Annotated in this window: 16 protein-coding genes; 10 read left to right on the top strand and 6 right to left on the bottom strand. The window is 73.7% G+C overall.

What is annotated here, in order from left to right; translation table 11 throughout:
- Positions 1–51 precede the first annotated feature (51 nt).
- Together AB0411_RS27805 and AB0411_RS27800 are read right to left on the bottom strand one after the other, a co-directional pair.
- A complete protein-coding gene (locus AB0411_RS27805) occupies positions 52–1,107 on the bottom strand; it encodes a MurR/RpiR family transcriptional regulator (protein ID WP_366420018.1) in 1,056 nt (351 codons plus the stop codon).
- 236 nt (positions 1,108–1,343) lie between these two features.
- Complete coding sequence (locus tag AB0411_RS27800) at positions 1,344–2,828, bottom strand: aromatic amino acid lyase (protein ID WP_366420069.1); 1,485 nt, start codon at positions 2,826–2,828, stop codon at positions 1,344–1,346.
- A gap of 185 nt (positions 2,829–3,013) precedes the next feature.
- Here AB0411_RS27800 and AB0411_RS27795 point away from each other — a divergent pair, with 185 nt between their 5' ends.
- Genes AB0411_RS27795 through AB0411_RS27780 form a run of 4 tightly spaced genes read left to right on the top strand, consistent with a single transcriptional unit; the run spans position 3,014 to position 6,582 of the window.
- Entirely contained in the window at positions 3,014–4,261 is a 1,248-nt protein-coding gene (locus AB0411_RS27795; protein WP_366420017.1) for an ABC transporter ATP-binding protein, read from the top strand.
- Complete coding sequence (locus AB0411_RS27790) at positions 4,258–4,932, top strand: ABC transporter permease (RefSeq protein WP_086721040.1); 675 nt, start codon at positions 4,258–4,260, stop codon at positions 4,930–4,932. The genes AB0411_RS27795 and AB0411_RS27790 overlap by 4 nt, the downstream gene beginning before the upstream one ends.
- Before the next feature lie 7 nt (positions 4,933–4,939).
- Entirely contained in the window at positions 4,940–5,611 is a 672-nt protein-coding gene (locus tag AB0411_RS27785; RefSeq protein WP_366420016.1) for an ABC transporter permease, read from the top strand.
- A gap of 44 nt (positions 5,612–5,655) precedes the next feature.
- A complete protein-coding gene (locus AB0411_RS27780) occupies positions 5,656–6,582 on the top strand; it encodes an ABC transporter substrate-binding protein (protein WP_366420015.1) in 927 nt (308 codons plus the stop codon).
- A 21-nt stretch (positions 6,583–6,603) separates the two neighbouring features.
- Here AB0411_RS27780 and AB0411_RS27775 read toward each other — a convergent pair whose 3' ends face one another.
- The 3 genes from AB0411_RS27775 to AB0411_RS27765 all read right to left on the bottom strand — a co-directional run bounded on the left by AB0411_RS27775 (position 6,604) and on the right by AB0411_RS27765 (position 9,167).
- A complete protein-coding gene (locus AB0411_RS27775) occupies positions 6,604–7,644 on the bottom strand; it encodes a sigma-70 family RNA polymerase sigma factor (protein ID WP_437043599.1) in 1,041 nt (346 codons plus the stop codon).
- A gap of 175 nt (positions 7,645–7,819) precedes the next feature.
- Positions 7,820–8,002, bottom strand: coding sequence for a hypothetical protein (locus tag AB0411_RS27770; RefSeq protein WP_366420013.1), 183 nt, complete (start codon positions 8,000–8,002; stop codon positions 7,820–7,822).
- Between the two features lie 127 nt (positions 8,003–8,129).
- On the bottom strand, positions 8,130–9,167 hold the full coding sequence (locus tag AB0411_RS27765; protein WP_366420012.1) for a LacI family DNA-binding transcriptional regulator: 1,038 nt from the start codon (positions 9,165–9,167) through the stop codon (positions 8,130–8,132).
- 226 nt (positions 9,168–9,393) lie between these two features.
- Between AB0411_RS27765 and AB0411_RS27760 the strand changes: the two genes are divergently transcribed.
- From AB0411_RS27760 to AB0411_RS27745, 4 genes are all read left to right on the top strand, one after another.
- Positions 9,394–10,311: an amidohydrolase gene (locus tag AB0411_RS27760; RefSeq protein WP_366420011.1), complete on the top strand. Its 918-nt coding sequence runs from the start codon at positions 9,394–9,396 to the stop codon at positions 10,309–10,311.
- A complete protein-coding gene (locus AB0411_RS27755) occupies positions 10,308–10,865 on the top strand; it encodes a cysteine dioxygenase (RefSeq protein WP_366420010.1) in 558 nt (185 codons plus the stop codon). Before AB0411_RS27760 ends, AB0411_RS27755 begins: the two co-directional genes overlap by 4 nt.
- A gap of 98 nt (positions 10,866–10,963) precedes the next feature.
- Positions 10,964–12,376, top strand: coding sequence for a purine-cytosine permease family protein (locus AB0411_RS27750; protein ID WP_366420009.1), 1,413 nt, complete (start codon positions 10,964–10,966; stop codon positions 12,374–12,376).
- A gap of 41 nt (positions 12,377–12,417) precedes the next feature.
- A complete protein-coding gene (locus tag AB0411_RS27745) occupies positions 12,418–12,843 on the top strand; it encodes a hypothetical protein (protein WP_366420008.1) in 426 nt (141 codons plus the stop codon).
- A 341-nt stretch (positions 12,844–13,184) separates the two neighbouring features.
- Here AB0411_RS27745 and AB0411_RS27740 read toward each other — a convergent pair whose 3' ends face one another.
- On the bottom strand, positions 13,185–14,573 hold the full coding sequence (locus AB0411_RS27740; RefSeq protein ID WP_366420007.1) for a cystathionine beta-synthase: 1,389 nt from the start codon (positions 14,571–14,573) through the stop codon (positions 13,185–13,187).
- Between the two features lie 197 nt (positions 14,574–14,770).
- Here AB0411_RS27740 and AB0411_RS27735 point away from each other — a divergent pair, with 197 nt between their 5' ends.
- Together AB0411_RS27735 and AB0411_RS27730 are read left to right on the top strand one after the other, a co-directional pair.
- Positions 14,771–15,784, top strand: coding sequence for an SGNH/GDSL hydrolase family protein (locus AB0411_RS27735; protein ID WP_366420006.1), 1,014 nt, complete (start codon positions 14,771–14,773; stop codon positions 15,782–15,784).
- Positions 15,785–16,010: 226 nt separating this feature from the next.
- The gene (locus AB0411_RS27730; RefSeq protein WP_366420005.1) at positions 16,011–17,231 is read left to right on the top strand and encodes an acetyl-CoA C-acetyltransferase; all 1,221 of its coding nucleotides are present in this window, start codon (positions 16,011–16,013) and stop codon (positions 17,229–17,231) included.
- The last annotated feature ends 185 nt before the right edge of the window (positions 17,232–17,416 follow it).

The raw sequence follows: 17,416 nt of genomic DNA, 5'->3' as shown, positions 1-17,416 counted from the left end.
CGCCCGGCCCGTGCTCCTCAACGGCCTACGGGCCCGCGCTCCCGCGTCACCTCACTCCACGAACAACCCCCGGGCCGCCGCCCCCGCGTCGAATTCCTCCAGGCGGGCCTGGGCGTCCGGGAGTGCGTCGCACATCGCCTCCAGCAGGACGCGGCCCAGGAGCATGGGGGCGCAGGCCGTGTCGAAGGCCAGGCCGGTGCCGACGGGGGCCGGGAGGAGCAGGTCGGTGTGGTGGGCGACGGGAGCGAAGGCGCTGTCGGCGACGGTGACGACGGTCAGGCCGGCCGTACGGGCGTAGTCCAGGGCGTCGACCACCTCGCGGGGGTGGCGGGGCAGGGCGAAGCAGAGCAGCGCGTCCGCGCCGGCCCGGACGGCGGCGTCGATGCGGTCGGTGAGCATCGTGCCGCCCTCGTCCAGGAGACGGACGTCGGGGTGGACCTTGCGGGCGAAGTAACTGAAGCCGGCGGCCTGAGCGGTGGCGGCGCGCAGCCCGAGGACGGGGAGCGGACGGGAGGCGGCGAGGAGGCGGCCGGCCTCGATGACCGGCGAGGGGTCGGCGAAGGCGGCGGCGAGCTGGCGGAGGTTGTCGATCTCCGCCTGGACGGCCTGCTGGTACTCGTTCGCGGAGCCGGTGTCGCCGGACTTGTCCGTGGGGGCGACCTCGCGCAGGTGCCGGCGCAGCGCCGGGTACCCGTCGAAGCCCAGGGCGACGGCGAAGCGGGTGACGGACGGCTGGCTGACACCGGCCAGTTCGGCCAGTTCGACGCTGGAGAGGAACGGCGCGTCGGCGGCCCGGCGCACCATGCAGTGGGCGATCCGGCGCTGGGTCGGGGTCAGCCGGTGGCCCTCGAAGAGCTTCTGGAGGCGGGCGGCGGTACCGGTGTCCGCGCCGCCGGCGGCGTCACCCGTCGCCACCTCGCCGCTCGCCCCGCCGCCCTGCGCACCATCACCCTGCGCGTCATCACCCTGCGCGCCGTCGTCCTGCGCGCCCTTGCCCCGCGCACCGTTCCCGGGCGCGCCTTCGGCGGTCGTGCCCGCGCCGGTCGCGCCGCCGATGCCCCTCGGCTCGTCGCCGGTGCCGCTGCCGTTGTCCCCGTCCCCGCTCATTGCCTCTTCTTCCCGGCCCGGTCGGGGGCCTTGTCCTGTGTCGACCGACTGTACGGAATTCCTGGCCCGGTCCGGCCCGCGCTACGCGACGCGATCCGGCCGTCCCCCCTCACCCGCCCCGGGCCTCCCCGGCACACCCGCGCCGCGGCCCCACCCGAAGCGCCCCGCCTCACCAAGCCCCCGGAACACCCGGAGCGCCCACCCGGCCCGCCCCCACCACGTTCCCGGGCCTCCCCTCACCACCCCGCCAACCCGTCGAGCAGCCCCGCCGCCACCGCCACGTCGTCGGTCAGCGGGCGGTCCTCCATCCGCGGGTCGAGTGCGTCGGCGGCGACGGCGTAGACGGCGGCGAGCGGAATGTCCGGGTCGGGCTCCAGGGAGCGCATCCGCAGCGCCCGTACGGCGGCGACCAGTTCGCAGGCGAGGACCTGGCGGTAGTGGGTGCAGGCGCGCAGCGTCTGGCGGGCGCCGAGGGAGGCGAAGCTGGCCTGTTCCTCGACGCCGCGGGAGAGCACGGTGTGGCCGAGCGAGGCCGGCTGGGAGACCGCCCGCATCTCGCCGAGGGCCGCGCCGGCCGCGTATTCGAGGATCATCACGCCCGAGCTGGCGGGCGCCGGGTCGCCCAGGAACGGCCGCAGCCGGGTGAAGTCGGGCTCGGAGAGCGCGGCGAGCCGGGCGGTGGACAGCTGGGCGGTCTGCAGCACGGCGAGCCGGAAGGCGTCCAGGGCGAGCGCGGCGTGGGCGGCGTAGAAGTTGCCGTGGTGGTAGGCGGCCTGGTCCTCGATGCTGATCAGCGGGTTCTCGGCGGCCGCGTTCACCTCGACCGTCAGCACCCCGTCCAGGGTGTCGGCGGCGTCCAGCGCCGGGCCGTGTATCTGCGGGATGCAGCGGAAGCCGTACGGGTCCTGGATACGGCCGAGGGGCGGGGCCGGGCGGGGCGGCACGCCGCAGAGGGCGCGCAGCCGGGTGGCGGCGGCCGCGGAGCCGGGGTGCGGGCGGGCGAGCATGACCGGCTCGGCGAAGGGCTCGTACGAGCCGCCGACCGCGAGCAGGGAGAGGGCGGCGACGGGGAGGGCGGCGGCCAGCAGGCGGCGGAGTTCGTCGAGGGCGAGCGCGGACTGCCCGAGGGTGAGGGCGTTGCTGCTGATCAGGGCGAGGGCGTCGTTGTTGTCGAGGGCGATGGGGGCGGGGGCCCGGCCGCCGGAGGCACAGTGCCAGGGGTGTTCGCCGGCCAGCGCGAGTCCGGTCTGGGCGAGCGCGGCCAGGTCGCCGGTGCCGACGGCGCCGTGTTCGTTGACGACGGGGTGCGCGCCGGAGTCCAGGGCGGCGAGCAGGGAGGTGATGACGGCGGGGTTCAGGCCGGCGCCGCCCGCCAGCAGCTGGTTGGCGCGCACCGCGAGCATGGCGCGGACCTCGCGGGCGGGCAGCGGGTCGCCGATCGCGCCGGCGTGGCTGCGCAGCAGTCGCAGCCCGTGGTCGGCGTCCGCGTCCCCGACGTCCTCGGTGCGGTTGGCGCCGACGCCGGTGCTGCGTCCGTAGACCCGGCCGGTGGCGGCCAGGCGGCGCGCGGTCTCCCAGGACTCCTCGGCGCGGGCGAAGGCCTTGGGGTCGGGCGCCGTGGGGTGCGCGGTGCGCTGTGCGAGGGCGGCGACGTCGGCGCTGTGCAGGCCGGTGCCGTCGAGCGTGATGGGCCGGCCCGTGCGGGGGCCGCTGTCCAGCATGTGGGAAACCAAGGGGCTCAACTCCCTCTTATAACGCGCTTTGTCAACGGAAGTCCGACACCTCGTTCCGTACGGTGAGCCGAACCAGCAGGCGAGGTAACAGGCGATTCACTTCCGCCTATTGACTTCTATTCACGCGCCTAAGACTCTGCATGACACTATGCAGGCCGGGCAAGGGGCAGCGGATGATCAAGTTCGACGCAGTCAGCAAGCGATACCCGAATGGCACCACCGCCGTGGACGAGCTGTCCCTGGACCTCCCCGAGGGCGGTGTCACCGTCCTCGTCGGCTCGTCGGGCTGCGGCAAGACCACCACCCTGCGGATGGTCAACCGCATGGTCGAGCCGACCTCCGGCAGGATCAGCGTCGGCGGCCGCGACATCCTGGAGGCGGACGCCGCCGAGCTGCGTCGCGGCATCGGTTACGTCATCCAGCAGTCCGGTCTCTTCCCTCACCGTACGATCCTGGACAACATCGCGACGGTCCCCCTGCTGCTGGGCTGGGGCAAGCGCAAGGCCCGCGCCCGCGCCGCCGAACTGCTGGAGCTGGTCGGCCTGCCCGCCGACGCCGGCAAGCGCTATCCGCACCAGCTCTCCGGCGGCCAGCAGCAGCGCGTCGGCGTCGCCCGGGCGCTCGCCGCCGACCCGCCCGTGCTGCTGATGGACGAGCCGTTCGGCGCCGTCGACCCGGTCGTCCGCGCCCAGCTGCAGAACGAGCTGCTGCGGCTCCAGGAGGAGCTGCGCAAGACCGTCGTCTTCGTGACCCACGACATCGACGAGGCCGTCCGGCTGGGCGACCGGATCGCGGTCTTCCGCACCGGCGGCCGGCTTGTCCAGTGCGCCGAGCCCGCCGAGCTGCTGGCCCGCCCCGCCGACGATTTCGTCGCCGGCTTCCTGGGCGCCGAACGCGGCCTGAAGCTGCTCTCGCTCACCACCCTCGCGGACGTCCCGTACGCCCCCGGCCGGGCGATACGCGCGGATGAGCCGGTCGGCCGGATATCCCGCGACGGCGGTCGCTGGCGGGTGGTGACCTCGCCGCGCGGGGAACCGCTGGGGTGGCTGGACACCGACGCGCTGCCCGCCGGCGGGACGGCGGGCGAGGCCCCGCTGGAGGCCGTACGGCCGCTGCGCGACACCGATTCGCTGCTCTCCGCGCTCAACGAGGCGGTCTCCTCCCCCGCCGCCGCGGTCGCCCGGGTCACCGAGGACGGCGTCCTGACCGGCCTCACCTCCCGCGACGCCATCCACGACCGGGCGGGCCGCAGCCACGCGGAGGCGGGCCGGACGGAGGCGAACCGGGCGGCGGCCGCCCGGACCACCGCCCCCGCGGCGCCCGTCGCGAAAGCCGCGCCCGAGGGCGCCGCCGAGAACACCCCCGAGGACACCGAACCCCGCACGACCTCCGCCTCCGCCGCCACGGAGCGCCCCGCATGACCCTCGAATGGGGCTGGTTCCCCGACCACGCCGACGAGATGGCCCGCCTGACCGCCGACCACCTCGCCACCGCCGTCCCCGCCGTCGTCCTCGGCCTGCTGATCGCCCTGCCGCTGGCCGTCCTCGCGCACCGGGTACGGCCGCTGCGCGGCGTCATCCTCGGCGCGTCCAACATCCTCTACACCATCCCCTCCCTCGCCTTCTTCGTCCTCCTCCTGCCGGTCACCGGCCTCACCCGCACCACCGCGATCGTCGGTCTGACCGCGTACACCCTGGTGGTGCTGGTACGGAACACCGTCGAGGGCCTGGACGCGGTCCCCGCCAAGGTCCGTGAGGCCTCCCGGGCCATGGGGACCCGGCCGCTGCGCACCCTGCTCACCGTCGAGCTGCCGCTCGCCCTCCCGGTGATCATGGCGGGCGTACGGGTCGCCACCGTCATGTCCATCTCCCTGGTCAGCGTGGCGAGTTACATCGGCTACGGCGGCCTCGGCCAGCTCTTCACCGACGGCTTCCAGCGCAACTTCCCCACCCCGGTCGTCGCCGGGGTGGCCCTGACCCTGCTGCTCGCCCTGGTCGCCGACGCGCTGCTGGTGACCGTCCAGTGGCTGTGCACGCCCTGGCGGCGCGGCACCTCCCGGCAGCGCACCTTCATGCGGCGGAAGGCAGCGTGACGCACCGATGCTCGAACTGCTGAAGAACCTCCTCTCCTGGCTGACCAGTCCGGCCCAGTGGTCGGGCCCCGAGGGCATCGCCGCCCGCATCCTGGAGCACCTGGAGTACTCGCTGCTGGCCACGCTCGCCGCGGCCGTGATCGCGCTGCCCGTCGGCCTGCTCATCGGGCACACCGGCCGCGGCGCCTTCCTCGCCGTCAACCTCTCCTCCTTCGGCCGGGCGCTGCCCACCGTCGGCCTGGTCACCCTGGTGTTCCTCGCGGGCGGGCTGAGCGTGTGGCCGGTGTACGTCTCGCTGGTCGCGCTCGCCGTGCCGGTGATCATCACCAATACGTACGCGGGGATGGCCGCCGTCGACCCCGAGGTCAAGGACGCCGCCAAGGGCGTGGGGCTGCGCGGCCGCCAGGTCCTGTGGCAGGTGGAACTCCCGCTCGCCCTCCCGCTGATCATGACCGGCGTGCGGCTGGCGACCGTGCAGGTCGTCGCCACCGCCACCATCGCCGCCTACGTCAGCTTCGGCGGGCTGGGCCGCTATGTCTTCGACGGGCTGGCGCAGCGCGACCTGGTGCAGGTCCTCGGCGGTGCGGCCCTGGTCGCCGTGCTCGCCGTCGTCGCCGACCTGGCCCTGGGCGGCCTGACGCGGCTGCTGTTCCGCGGCCGCCCGGCCACCGCCCGCTGAGCACCCGCCGCCCCGCCCCCACGTACGCACCGAGGAGTCCGCCCATGAACCGTCGTACCGTCCTGACCACCCTCCTCGCCGGCGCCTCGGCCCCGCTGCTGGCCGCCTGTTCCTCCGGCATCACCTCCCTCAAGGGGGACGGCGCGGGCGGCGACAGCGGCAGCAGCAGCGGCGGGCTGGTCATCGGCACCGCCAACTTCACCGAGAACCAGATCCTCGGCTACCTCTACGCGGGCGTGCTGAACGCCGCCGGGGTCAAGGCCACCGTCAAGCCCAACCTCGGCTCCCGCGAGATCGTGGTCCCCGCGCTGCGCTCCGGCGACATCGACCTGCTCCCCGAGTACCAGGGCAGCCTGCTGCTCTACCTCGACAAGAAGGCCACCGAGACCGAGGCGGGCGCGATGCAGAACGCGCTGGCCACCGTGCTCCCCGACGGCCTCGAAGTCCTGCCCTACGCGGCCGCCGAGGACCGCGACAGCTTCGCCGTGACCCGCGCGACCGCCGACCGCTACGGCCTCAAGACGCTGGCCGACCTGCGCAAGGTCAACGGCAAGCTGGTGTTCGGCGCGGCCGCCGAGATGAAGAAGCGGGTCGTCGGGCTCGTCGGCCTCAAGGACGCCTACGGCGTGGAATTCAAGGAGTTCAAGGCGCTGGACTCCTCCGGGCCGCTGGTCAAGGGCGCGCTGAAGAAGGGCGACATCGACGTCGGCAACGTCTTCACCACCGACGTGGACACCGCCGAGAACGGCTGGGTCCTGCTGGCGGACCCCGAGCACCTGATCCCGGCGCAGCACATCGTCCCGCTGATCGCCGCCCGCAAGGCCGACTCCAAGGTCCGCAAGGCGCTGGCCCGGCTGGGCAACACCCTCACCACCGCCCACCTCACCGAGCTCAACCGCCTCGTCGACAAGGAGAAGCAGGACCCGGACCGGGTGGCCGACGCCTGGCTGAAGAAGCACCCGGCCCGGTGAGGCCCGGCGCCGCCGCACGCCTCACGCGGGCGGCGGGCCGCCGTACCGCGACGGCAGCCCGAACAGCGGGAACAGCCGCTCGGTGTCCAGGAAGCACTGCAGCGCACCGATCCGGCCGTCCGCCGTCTCGATGACCTGGATCGCCCAGGGCGTACCGTCCGCGCGGTACTGCCCGAACGCCGCCCGGCCGTTCGCCGCGACCGGCACCAGGTGCGACCCCTCGCAGCCGTTGCCCGGCCCCAGCAGCCACTTCACAAGGTCCTCGCGGCCGCGCAGCCACAGCTCGTACGGCGGCATGGACAGCGTGCAGTCCTCGTGCAGCAGGGCCGTGAGGGCGTCCATGTCGAACCGTTCGAAGGCGTCGACATAGCGCCGGAGCAGCGCCTGCTGGGTGTCGTCCAGCGGCTGCCGCACGGCGTCGGGGACGGTGTCACCGGACGCGGCGAGGGTGGCGCGGGCCCGCTGCAGCGCGCTGTTGACCGAGGCCACCGAGCTGTCCAGCAGCTCCGCGACCTCCCGCGCCGACCAGCTGAGCACCTCCCGCAGGATCAGTACCGCCCGCTGCCGGGGCGCCAGCCGCTGCAGCGCGGCGACGAACGCCAGCCGCACCGACTCCCGGGCGACGGCCCGCTCCGCCGGGTCCCCCGCCGACGCCAGCACCCGCTGGTCCGGTACGGGCCCGATCCAGGTCTCCTCGGGCAGCCCCGCCCCGATCGGGGTGTCCACGCCCGACGGGGAGGCGAGGTCCATCGGCCGGGCCCGGCGCTGACTGCCCTTGAGCAGGTCCAGGCACACATGGGTGGCGATCCGGTACAGCCAGGACCGCAGGGAGGACCGCCCCTCGAACCGGTCGTAGCTCCGCCACGCCCGGACCATCGTCTCCTGGACGGCGTCCTCGGCCTCGAACGCGGAGCCCAGCATCCGGTAGCAGTAGCCGGTCAGTTCGGTGCGGTACGCCTCCAGCCGGTCCACCGGCTCCTTCCGCGGCGCGCCCTCCGCGCCGCCGTCGGCAGGCACCGCTCCGCCGGCCGCCGTGGTTCCGCTCGTCGAGGACCGTTTCATCGTGGACCCACCCATCCGCCCGTCGGCCGATCACCGGCACACGCGCCCGACGTTACCGGAGCATCCGGCACCAGTCTGCTCCCCGGCGCGGGGCCCCGCAGCCGGAGCCGGGACGGGGGAGAACGGCGCGGGGACGCCCCGGGCCACCACGGGCCGGCCCGCCCCGCGCCTCAGCTCATCCGCGCGCCCGCACGGCGCGCAGCCCCCCTCCGACGACCGCTCCGGCCACGGCGCTCCACACGAGCGGGGCGGGTTCCGTCAGACCGGAGAACACGGTGTGCGTGAGCGCGAAGACGACCACGACCGCGAGAACTTTGGCGATCAGCGACTTTCTCCTTCCCTGCCTCTCATCAGCCATCGGAGAGCGAGAGCACCGCACCGGGGACCAGGCACCCGAAAGCCCTCGCTGCGGCACCCGCGGCACATCCAAGGCGAGCCGACGGCACGTCACCCGCGCGCCGCGGGGCGGCCCTTCGGGCGTCGCGCTAGCTCCGTGGCGGTGCGGCCGAGCCGCGCTCCGAGAGGCGCGGGGCGCACAGGATGCGCTTGCGGCGGACGCGGCGGCCCTCGATGGCGGCGACCGCGAGGCGGGCGGCCTCCTTGGCGATGTCGGTCAGACCCCAGTCGACGGTGGTGAGCGGCGGGGTGAGGACCCGGGAGACGGGGTGGTCGTCGAAGCCGACGACGGAGAGGTCGCGGCCGACGGCGAGGGAGGCCTCGGCGGCGGCCGCGTAGACGCCGTAGGCGATGGAGTCGGAGAAGCAGAAGACGGCGGTGGCCGGGGCGGGACCGGCGGGCCGGCGGCCGTCCGGGCTGTTGGTCAGGACCCGGCGGGCCATCGCCGTCGCCTCGCCCAGCTCCTGCGGGCAGGGCAGGACCACGGCCTCGATGCCGAGCCGGTCGGCGGCCTCGCGCACATAGACGTCGGCGGGGCGGTCGGGGGTGGAGGGGCCGGTGGGGGTCAGCACGGTGACCCGGCGGTGACCCAGGCCGCGGAGGTAGTCCAGGACGGCGTCGATGCCGGCCCGGTTGTCGAAGAGCACCTCGCCCGCCGTACGCGCCCGGCTCAGGGCGTCGCCGATGGACACCACCGGCACGGCGTCGGCGATCTTCGACCAGCCCTCGGCGGACGGGTCGACGGGCGACACCAGCAGGCCGTCCACCCGCTGGTCGCGCAGCTGCTTGGCGAGGGCCAGCTCCCGTTCGGGGTCGCCGCCCGCGTCGAGGATCAGCGCATAGCGGTCGCCGGCCAGCAGCTCCCGCCCTATCGCCGCCATCAGCTGCTGCTGCCACAGGTCCTGCAGATCACCGGCGAGCACACCGACCGTGCTCGTACGGCCGCTGGCGAGGGCGCGGGCGATGGGGTCGGCCTCGTAGCCGAGCTCGGCGGCGGCCTTGCGCACCCGCTCCTCGGTTTCCTTCGAGACGTGCTTGCCGCGCAACGCGTAGGAGACGGCCGCGGTGGAGAGGCCGGTGGCCTCGGCCACCTCGCGGAGGGTGGTGCGCTTATTGGGCCTGGCCATGTCCGGAAGCCTACCCAAGGAGGCCGCGGCACCCGGGCACGATCCGGCCTCCCCCGTGTACCGGCCGCGGCAGCCCCGCCGGAGGGCATGCCGGGGTCTTGACAGCACCCTTGGTTAACCGTTTCACTTAAACGTATCAGTTAAGCGGTTAAGTGAAACGGTTCAAGGCGCAGGCCGCCACACCCGCACCACCCCGTACGACCGCCCCGCACCCCGAGGGAGGCCCGTGCCCACCGACGTCCACCAGCACATCTGGCCGCCCGAGTTCCTCGCGCTGCTGCGGGACCGCGGTGCGCCGCCGCGGCTGGACGGCTGGACGCTGCACCTGCCGGGCGAGCCCCCGTACGCCGTCGACCCCGCCGACCACGACATCGCGGCCCGCGCCCGGCTCGCCCGCGCCGACGGCCTCGACCTGGCCCTGGTGTCGCTCTCCAGCCCGCTCGGCATCGAATACCTGCCGCCCGCCGAGGCCGCGCCGCTGCTCGCCGCGTTCCACGACGGCGCGCTGGACCTGCCGGCCCCCTTCGGCACCTGGGCCGCCGCCTGCCTGTCCGCGCCGGAACCGGACGCCGACGCGCTGCGGCGCGAGCTGGCCCGCGGCTGCGTGGGCCTGCAACTGCCCGCCACCGCCCTGCTCGACGCCGCCGGGTGGGCCCGCTGCGCGCCGCTGCTGGACGCCGCCGCCGAACAGGACGCGCCGCTCTTCATCCACCCCGGCCCGGCCCCGCCCGCCGAGGGGGACGCGCCCGCCTGGTGGCCGGCCCTGGTCCCGTACGTCCAGCAGCTGCACGCCTCCTGGTTCGCCTTCCGCGCCTTCGGCCGGCCGCGCCACCCGGAGCTGCGGGTCTGCTTCGCGGCCCTGGCGGGCCTGGCGCCGCTGCACGGCGAGCGGCTGGTCGCCCGCGGCGGCGGCCGGGACCGCGGCCGGGTGGACTGCCGGGCGTTCTACGAGACGTCCTCGTACGGCACCCGTGCGGTCGACGCGCTCGTCCGGGCCGCCGGCATCGACGTCGTCGTCAGCGGCAGCGACCGCCCCTACGCCGAACCCGTCCTCCCCGACCTCGGAGCGGACGCCGCCGTCCACGCCCTGCGCACCGCCAACCCGGCCCGCCTGCTGGGCCCGACGAAAGGAGCCCGCCCATGACGTACCGCACCTCCCTGGCCGCCACCGCCCGCGAGGTCCCCGACGGCGAGGAGCCGTTCTCCGCACTGCCCGAACGCAACCTCGACAAGCGCGAGCTGCAGGCCCTGGTGGAGGAGCTCGCCACCCGCCCGGACCTGTGGCGCGCACAGGTCGCCTTCTCGGACACCGAGCGGCACTACGCCTCCCTGCACCGCGACGAGTTCGTGGACATCTGGCTGCTGTGCTGGACCCGGCAGAACGACACCGGCTGGCACGACCACGACCTCTCCTCCGGGGCGGTCCAGGTGGTCCAGGGCGCACTGACCGAGTCCAACCCCCGGATCGGCGGCGCGCACCTGGCCACCACGGTCGGCGCGGGCGCCTCCTTCTGCTTCGGCCCGGACCACATCCACCGGCTGACCGGCGCGAGCGACGACGCGGTGTCGGTGCACGCCTACTCGCCGCCGTTGTGGCGGCTGGGCCAGTACGACATCACCGAGGACGGGCTGATGCGACGGGTCTCGGTCTCGTACGCGGACGAGCTCCGCCCGACCGACGGGCCGACCGCGGCCTGACCGGCCCCGGCACCGCGAATCGCCCCCTGCCTATTGACCTTCCATTCATCGCCATCGATCCTGCATGAATCCATACAGCGGCGACGCGAGGCGGACTCATGGCAGGTGTGGTCGAACGGCGTTCCATCGACGTCGTCCCCGACGACGAACGGCACGGCAGCGCGGTCAGCCAGTTCACGCTCTGGCTGAGCGCCAACCTCCAGGTCACCGCCGTCATCACCGGCGCGCTGGCCGTCGTCTTCGGGGCGAACGCCTTCTGGTCGCTGATCGGGCTGCTGCTCGGCAACCTCCTGGGCGGCGTGGTGATGGCGCTGCACTCCGCCCAGGGGCCGCGGCTGGGCCTGCCGCAGATGATCACCTCGCGGGCCCAGTTCGGGGTGCGCGGCGCGGTGGTCCCGCTGGCCCTGGTCATCGTGATGTACATCGGGTTCTTCGCCAGCGGCAGCGTGCTGGCCGGGCAGGCGGTCGGCGAGCTGACGCATCTCGGCGAGACACCGGGCATCGTCCTGTTCGCCGCGGTCACCGCCGTCGCCGCGGCGGTCGGCTACCGCCTGATCCACACCCTCGGCAGGATCGCCGGCCTGGTCTGCGCGCTGGCGTTCGTCTACCTCGGCATCCGGCTGCTGCAGCGCACCGACCTCGGCACGCTCCTCGCCGACCACCGCTTCGGGCTGCCGGTCTTCCTGCTGGCCGTCTCGCTGTCGGCCTCCTGGCAGCTGGCGTTCGGCCCGTACGTCGCCGACTACTCGCGCTACCTGCCGCGGCACACCTCGGCGCGCGCCACGTTCTGGTGGACGCTGTCCGGCTCGGTGCTCGGCTCGCAGTGGTCGATGACGTTCGGCGCGCTGGCCGCCGCCGCGGCGCCCGGGGCGTTCGTGGGGCACGAGGTCGGCTACCTCGTCGGCCTGGGCGGCACGGGCCTGATCGCCTCGTGCCTCTACTTCGTGATCGCCCTCGGCAAACTCACCATCAACATCCTCAACACCTATGGCGGGTTCATGTCGCTGGTCACCAGCGTCAGCGGCTTCCGCGGGCAGCGCACCCTCTCCCCGCGCGGCCGCTCCGCGTACATCGCCGGGATCATGGTGGCCGGCACGGCGGTCGCCCTCCTGGGCAAGGACTCGTTCCTGACGTCCTTCAAGGACTTCCTGCTCTTCCTGCTGACCTTCTTCACCCCCTGGTCGGCCATCAACCTCGTCGACTACTACCTGATCTCCAAGGAGCGCTACGACATCCCGGCGCTCAGCGACCCCACGGGACGCTACGGCGCCTGGAACGTCCCGGCACTGGCGGTCTACGCCCTCGGGGTCCTCGCCCAGCTCCCGTTCCTGGCCACGCACTTCTACACCGGCCCCTTGGTGGCACCGCTCGGCGGCGCCGACGTCTCCTGGCTGGTGGGGCTCGCCGTGCCGGCCGTCCTGTACTGGCTCGTCGCCCGCCGCGACACCGGGCGCACGGCACGGCCGGCAGCGCTCCGGGAGGACCCGCGCACCGTCGGATCCGGGGGTTAGCCCTACCGCGCCGGGCGCCCGGCGTCCGTAGTCTCGGCGGCATGGCGACACACGACCCCGAGCTGCGCAAGGAACTCGACGCGACCCTCCAGACACGCAAGGAGCTGGGGGCGGAGTACGAGGCGGAGCTCCTGGAGTCCTTCCTGGAGAAGCTGGACCGGAGCGTCGAACAGCGGGTGCGGCGGCAACTCGCCGAGCACCAGGTGCAGGTGGCCCGCGGCGCCCGGCCGCAGCGCCCCGCAGGCGACGCCCGGGGCGTGTGGGAACGCTTCGGGTTCGCCGCGTTCTCGCTGGTGCTGGCGGTGCCGCTGTCCGCGATCGCCGCGGCCCATGCCGGGGAGGTGGGGCTGCTGATGTGCTGGGCCGGGATCGTCGGCGTCAACGCCGTGCAGAGCGGCGCGCACCGGCTCCTGCGCCCGGGCACGAGCCACGACGCGGCGCACCGGCCGCGCGACACGGCGGGGTGAAGTCTCCGGCGGGAGCCGGATGTTGCGGGGACCGCCGCACCCCGGCGCTGCCGGGGGCGGGACGACGGCGGTCCCCGCAAGGGACGCGTACCGGGGTGAAGCCGGTCGTCGCATCCGGTGGCGACCGGAGGTCCGGGAGCCGCTCCGGAGGTCCTTGTCGCCGTGTCATCAATGTGCCCGACGCGTGTTAAGCCCGTGCTGCGAGCACATGACGCCTCCGTACACCTTGCGCCGACGGACCGTTTCCCGGCGGCCACTTGACGCCGTGCCGGGCGCGGAAACGGCCGGCGGCCGGGGCGCGGGGCAGTCGCCGCCCCACGCCCCGGCCGCCGGATCCGCCGCTACTTCCCGGCCTCGCGCGCCAGGTAGGCCAGCAGGTCCTGCCGGCTGACCACGCCCTTCGGCTTGCCCTCGACGAGGACGATCGCCGCGTCCGCGTTCTCCAGGACCGCCATCAGATCGGCGACCGGCTCGCCGGAGCCGACCTGCGGCAGCGGCGGGCACATGTGCTTCTCCAGCGGGTCGGTCAGCGAGGCGCGCTGGGTGAACAGCGCGTCGAGCAGCTCGCGCTCGACGACCGAGCCGACGACCTCCGCGGCCATCACGTCCGGGTGCCCGGCGCCCGGCTTGACGATGGGCATCTGCGAGACGCCGTACTCGCGCAGCACCTCGATCGCCTCGCCGACGGTCTCCTCCGGGTGCATGTGGACCAGCGAGGGCAGCGCGCCCTCCTTGTGCTCCAGCACCTCGCCGACCCGGGCGGCGGCGCCGCCCTCCTCCAGGAAGCCGTAGTCGGCCATCCACTCGTCGTTGAAGATCTTGGAGAGGTAGCCGCGGCCGCTGTCCGGCAGCAGCACGACCACCACGTCGTCCGGTCCGAGCTTCGCCGCCACCTCCAGCGCACCCACCACGGCCATCCCGCAGGAGCCGCCGACCAGCAGGCCCTCCTCCTTGGCGAGCCGCCGGGTCATCTGGAAGGCGTCCTTGTCCGAGACCGCCACGATCTCGTCCGCGACGGTGCGGTCGTAGGCCGTCGGCCAGAAGTCCTCGCCGACGCCCTCGATCAGATACGGGCGCCCGGAGCCGCCGCTGTAGACGGAGCCCTCCGGGTCGGCGCCGATCACCTTGACCTTGCCGTCACTGGCGTCCTTCAGGTAGCGGCCGGTGCCGCTGATCGTGCCGCCGGTGCCGACACCCGCCACGAAGTGCGTGATCCGCCCCCCGGTCTGCTCCCACAGCTCGGGACCGGTGCTCTCGTAGTGGGAGCGCGGGTTGTTCGGGTTGCTGTACTGGTCCGGCTTCCAGGCACCGGGCGTCTCGCGCACCAGGCGGTCCGAGACGTTGTAGTACGAGTCCGGGTGCTCGGGGTCGACGGCGGTCGGGCAGACCACCACCTCCGCCCCGTAGGCACGCAGCACGTTGATCTTGTCCGTGGACACCTTGTCCGGGCAGACGAAGATGCACTTGTAACCCTTTTGCTGGGCGACGATCGCCAGGCCCACACCGGTGTTGCCGGATGTCGGCTCGACGATGGTCCCGCCCGGCTGCAACTCACCCGACTGCTCGGCGGCCTCGATCATCCGCACGGCGATCCGGTCCTTGACCGACCCGCCGGGGTTGAAGTACTCGACCTTCGCCAGGACGGTGGCCTGGATCCCTCGAGTGACGTTGTTGAGCCGCACGAGCGGGGTGTTGCCGACTAGCTCAATCATCGAATCGTAAAACTGCACGGTGGTCTCCGCGGTCGGGGGCACGCTCTCCTGCGCCCGTGCGGCCAGCCTATTGCCCGGGTCCGTTAGAGGAAGGATGCGTTGCGTTCCGTGCAGGAACGGGCAACACCCTGTTGTAGGAGTTCGTGCCGATCGATGAGCGCGTCCGGCCCGCGGGGCCAGGGCGCGCCCGCACTGCGCGGGGAGGTGCCCGGCCCATGCCGATGACGATGTCCAGGGCCAGAGTGGCCCGGCGGATCGCGACCGCCGCCGCTGTCGGCGGCGGCGGGATCGGGCTGCTCGGGGTGGCCGCGGTCGGTGTGCTGCTGACCGAGGTCCGGCTGGCGCGCCGCACGGTCGGCGGCTGCAGCGACATTCCGCCGTGCGCGGACGGCCGCTACGGCGCCGCCTTCGACCACCGCACCGACCGCCGGCCCCTGCGGCTCGGCTTCCTCGGCGACTCCACCGCCGCGGGCCAGGGCGTCCACCGCGCCCGCCAGACCCCCGGCGCGCTGCTCGCCTCCGGCCTGGCCGCGCTCTCCGAGCTGCCCGTCGACTTCCGCAACGTGGCGCTGCCCGGCGCGCAGTCGGACGACCTGGCGCGCCAGGTGGAGCTGATGCTCGCGGACGGCACGGAGGTCCCGGACGTCTGCGTCATCATGATCGGCGCCAACGACGTCACCCACCGGATGCCGCTCGCGCAGTCCGTGCGCCACCTCTCCGAGGCGGTGCGCACCCTGCGCGCCGCGGGCTGCGAGGTGGTCGTCGGCACCTGCCCCGACCTGGGCACCATCGAGCCGGTCTACCAGCCGCTGCGCTGGGTGGCCCGGCGGCTCTCCCGGCAGCTCGCCGCCGCCCAGACGATCGGGGTGGTGGAGAGCGGCGGCCGTACGGTCTCGCTCGGCGATCTGCTCGGCCCCGAGTTCGAGGCGCGTCCGCGGGAGCTGTTCGGGCCGGACAACTACCACCCGTCGGCCGAGGGCTATGCCACCGCGGCGATGGCCGTCCTGCCGACGCTGTGCGCCTCGCTCGGCCTGTGGCCGGAGAAGGAGCAGCCGGAGCCCGCGCGCGGCGAGGGGCTGCTGCCGGTCGAGCAGGCGGCTGCCGAGGCGGCCTCCGAGGGCGGCACGGAGGTCACCGCCTCCCGTGCGCCCTGGGCCCTGCTCAAGCACCGCAGGCGCCGCCAGCTCCCGGTGGCGGACCCGGCGGACCCCTCGTCGGTCACCGGCTGACGGGAGCCGCCCCGGGGCGGCTCGCGGTCGCTGCGGAGGGGCCGTGGGACGGCTCCCGACCGCTGCGGGGAGGCCGTGGGGAATACCCCGCGGCCCCTCCTCGTTGCCATAAGCGGGCGCTTAGAAAAGAGGCCCGCATCACAGCGCGGACCCCGTGACCTCAGCACTACGTGCAGGTAACTTCCCTCACAGTCCGCCGTTTTCCCGCGCACCCTGGAGCCGTGTGATGCCCGAAGCCGTGATCGTCTCAGCCGCCCGCTCCCCGATCGGCCGGGCCTTCAAGGGCTCGCTCAAGGACCTGCGTCCGGACGACCTGACCGCGAAGATCATCGAGGCCGCCCTCGCCAAGGTCCCCGAGCTGGACCCCGAGGACATCGACGACCTGATGCTCGGCTGCGGTCTCCCCGGCGGCGAGCAGGGCCACAACCTCGGCCGCATCGTGGCCGTCCAGATGGGGATGGACCACCTCCCGGGCTGCACCATCACCCGTTACTGTTCCTCCTCGCTCCAGACGACCCGCATGGCGCTGCACGCCATCAAGGCCGGCGAGGGCGACGTCTTCATCTCGGCCGGTGTCGAGACCGTCTCGCGCAGCGTCAAGGGCAGCTCCGACGGCCTGCCGGACACCCACAACCCGCTCTTCGCCGACGCCGAGGCCCGCACCGCGGCCCGCGCCGAGCAGGCGGGCTCCGACTGGCACGACCCGCGCGAGGACGGCCTGATCCCGGACGCGTACATCGCGATGGGCCAGACCGCGGAGAACCTCGCCCGCCTCAAGGGCGTCACCCGCCAGGACATGGACGAGTTCGGCGTCCGGTCCCAGAACCTCGCCGAGAAGGCGATCAACGACGGGTTCTGGGAGCGGGAGATCACCCCGGTCACGCTGCCCGACGGCACGGTCGTCGCCAAGGACGACGGCCCGCGCGCCGGCGTCACCGTCGAGGGCGTCTCCGGCCTCAAGCCGGTCTTCCGCCCCGACGGCCTGGTGACCGCCGGCAACTGCTGCCCGCTGAACGACGGTGCCGCCGCGCTGGTCGTCATGTCCGACACCAAGGCGCGCGAGCTGGGCCTGACCCCGCTGGCCCGGGTCGTCTCCACCGGCGTCTCCGGCCTCTCCCCGGAGATCATGGGCTACGGCCCGGTCGAGGCCAGCAAGCAGGCGCTGCGGCGGGCCGGCCTCTCGGTCTCCGACATCGACCTGGTCGAGATCAACGAGGCGTTCGCCGCCCAGGTCATCCCGTCCTACCGCGACTTGGGCATCGACCTGGACCGCCTGAACGTCAACGGCGGCGCGATCGCCGTCGGCCACCCCTTCGGCATGACCGGCGCCCGCATCACCGGCACCCTCATCAACTCCCTCCAGTGGCACGACAAGCAGTTCGGCCTGGAGACGATGTGCGTGGGCGGCGGCCAGGGCATGGCAATGGTCATCGAGCGGCTGAGCTGAGCTGCAGCGGAGGGTAGGGGTCGGGCGCGAGGAACGAGTGCCCGGCACCTGCCCGCAGCGGAAGCGAAGCCCAGCGCGACCATCAGCACGAGCGGCTGAGCTGAGCTGCAGCGGAGGGTAGGGGTCGGGCGCGAGGAACGAGTGCCCGGCACCTGCCCGCAGCGGAAGCGAAGCCCAGCGCGACC

Origin of the sequence: Streptomyces angustmyceticus (genome assembly GCF_040701845.1) — a bacterium.
Taxonomy (GTDB): domain Bacteria; phylum Actinomycetota; class Actinomycetes; order Streptomycetales; family Streptomycetaceae; genus Streptomyces; species Streptomyces angustmyceticus_A.
Note: the sequence above shows the minus strand (reverse complement) of the source record. Positions and strands in the feature narration are given on the sequence as shown.

Coding starts and splice junctions, on each gene's coding strand:
- AB0411_RS27755 (WP_366420010.1), top strand. CDS start 10,308: ATGACGTACCGCACCTCCCTGGCCGCCACCGCCCGCGAGGTCCCCGAC.
- AB0411_RS27735 (WP_366420006.1), top strand. CDS start 14,771: ATGCCGATGACGATGTCCAGGGCCAGAGTGGCCCGGCGGATCGCGACC.
- AB0411_RS27805 (WP_366420018.1), bottom strand. CDS start 1,107: ATGAGCGGGGACGGGGACAACGGCAGCGGCACCGGCGACGAGCCGAGG.
- AB0411_RS27800 (WP_366420069.1), bottom strand. CDS start 2,828: ATGCTGGACAGCGGCCCCCGCACGGGCCGGCCCATCACGCTCGACGGC.
- AB0411_RS27775 (WP_437043599.1), bottom strand. CDS start 7,644: ATGAAACGGTCCTCGACGAGCGGAACCACGGCGGCCGGCGGAGCGGTG.
- AB0411_RS27765 (WP_366420012.1), bottom strand. CDS start 9,167: ATGGCCAGGCCCAATAAGCGCACCACCCTCCGCGAGGTGGCCGAGGCC.
- AB0411_RS27750 (WP_366420009.1), top strand. CDS start 10,964: ATGGCAGGTGTGGTCGAACGGCGTTCCATCGACGTCGTCCCCGACGAC.
- AB0411_RS27790 (WP_086721040.1), top strand. CDS start 4,258: ATGACCCTCGAATGGGGCTGGTTCCCCGACCACGCCGACGAGATGGCC.
- AB0411_RS27795 (WP_366420017.1), top strand. CDS start 3,014: ATGATCAAGTTCGACGCAGTCAGCAAGCGATACCCGAATGGCACCACC.
- AB0411_RS27780 (WP_366420015.1), top strand. CDS start 5,656: ATGAACCGTCGTACCGTCCTGACCACCCTCCTCGCCGGCGCCTCGGCC.
- AB0411_RS27730 (WP_366420005.1), top strand. CDS start 16,011: ATGCCCGAAGCCGTGATCGTCTCAGCCGCCCGCTCCCCGATCGGCCGG.
- AB0411_RS27745 (WP_366420008.1), top strand. CDS start 12,418: ATGGCGACACACGACCCCGAGCTGCGCAAGGAACTCGACGCGACCCTC.
- AB0411_RS27785 (WP_366420016.1), top strand. CDS start 4,940: ATGCTCGAACTGCTGAAGAACCTCCTCTCCTGGCTGACCAGTCCGGCC.
- AB0411_RS27770 (WP_366420013.1), bottom strand. CDS start 8,002: ATGGCTGATGAGAGGCAGGGAAGGAGAAAGTCGCTGATCGCCAAAGTT.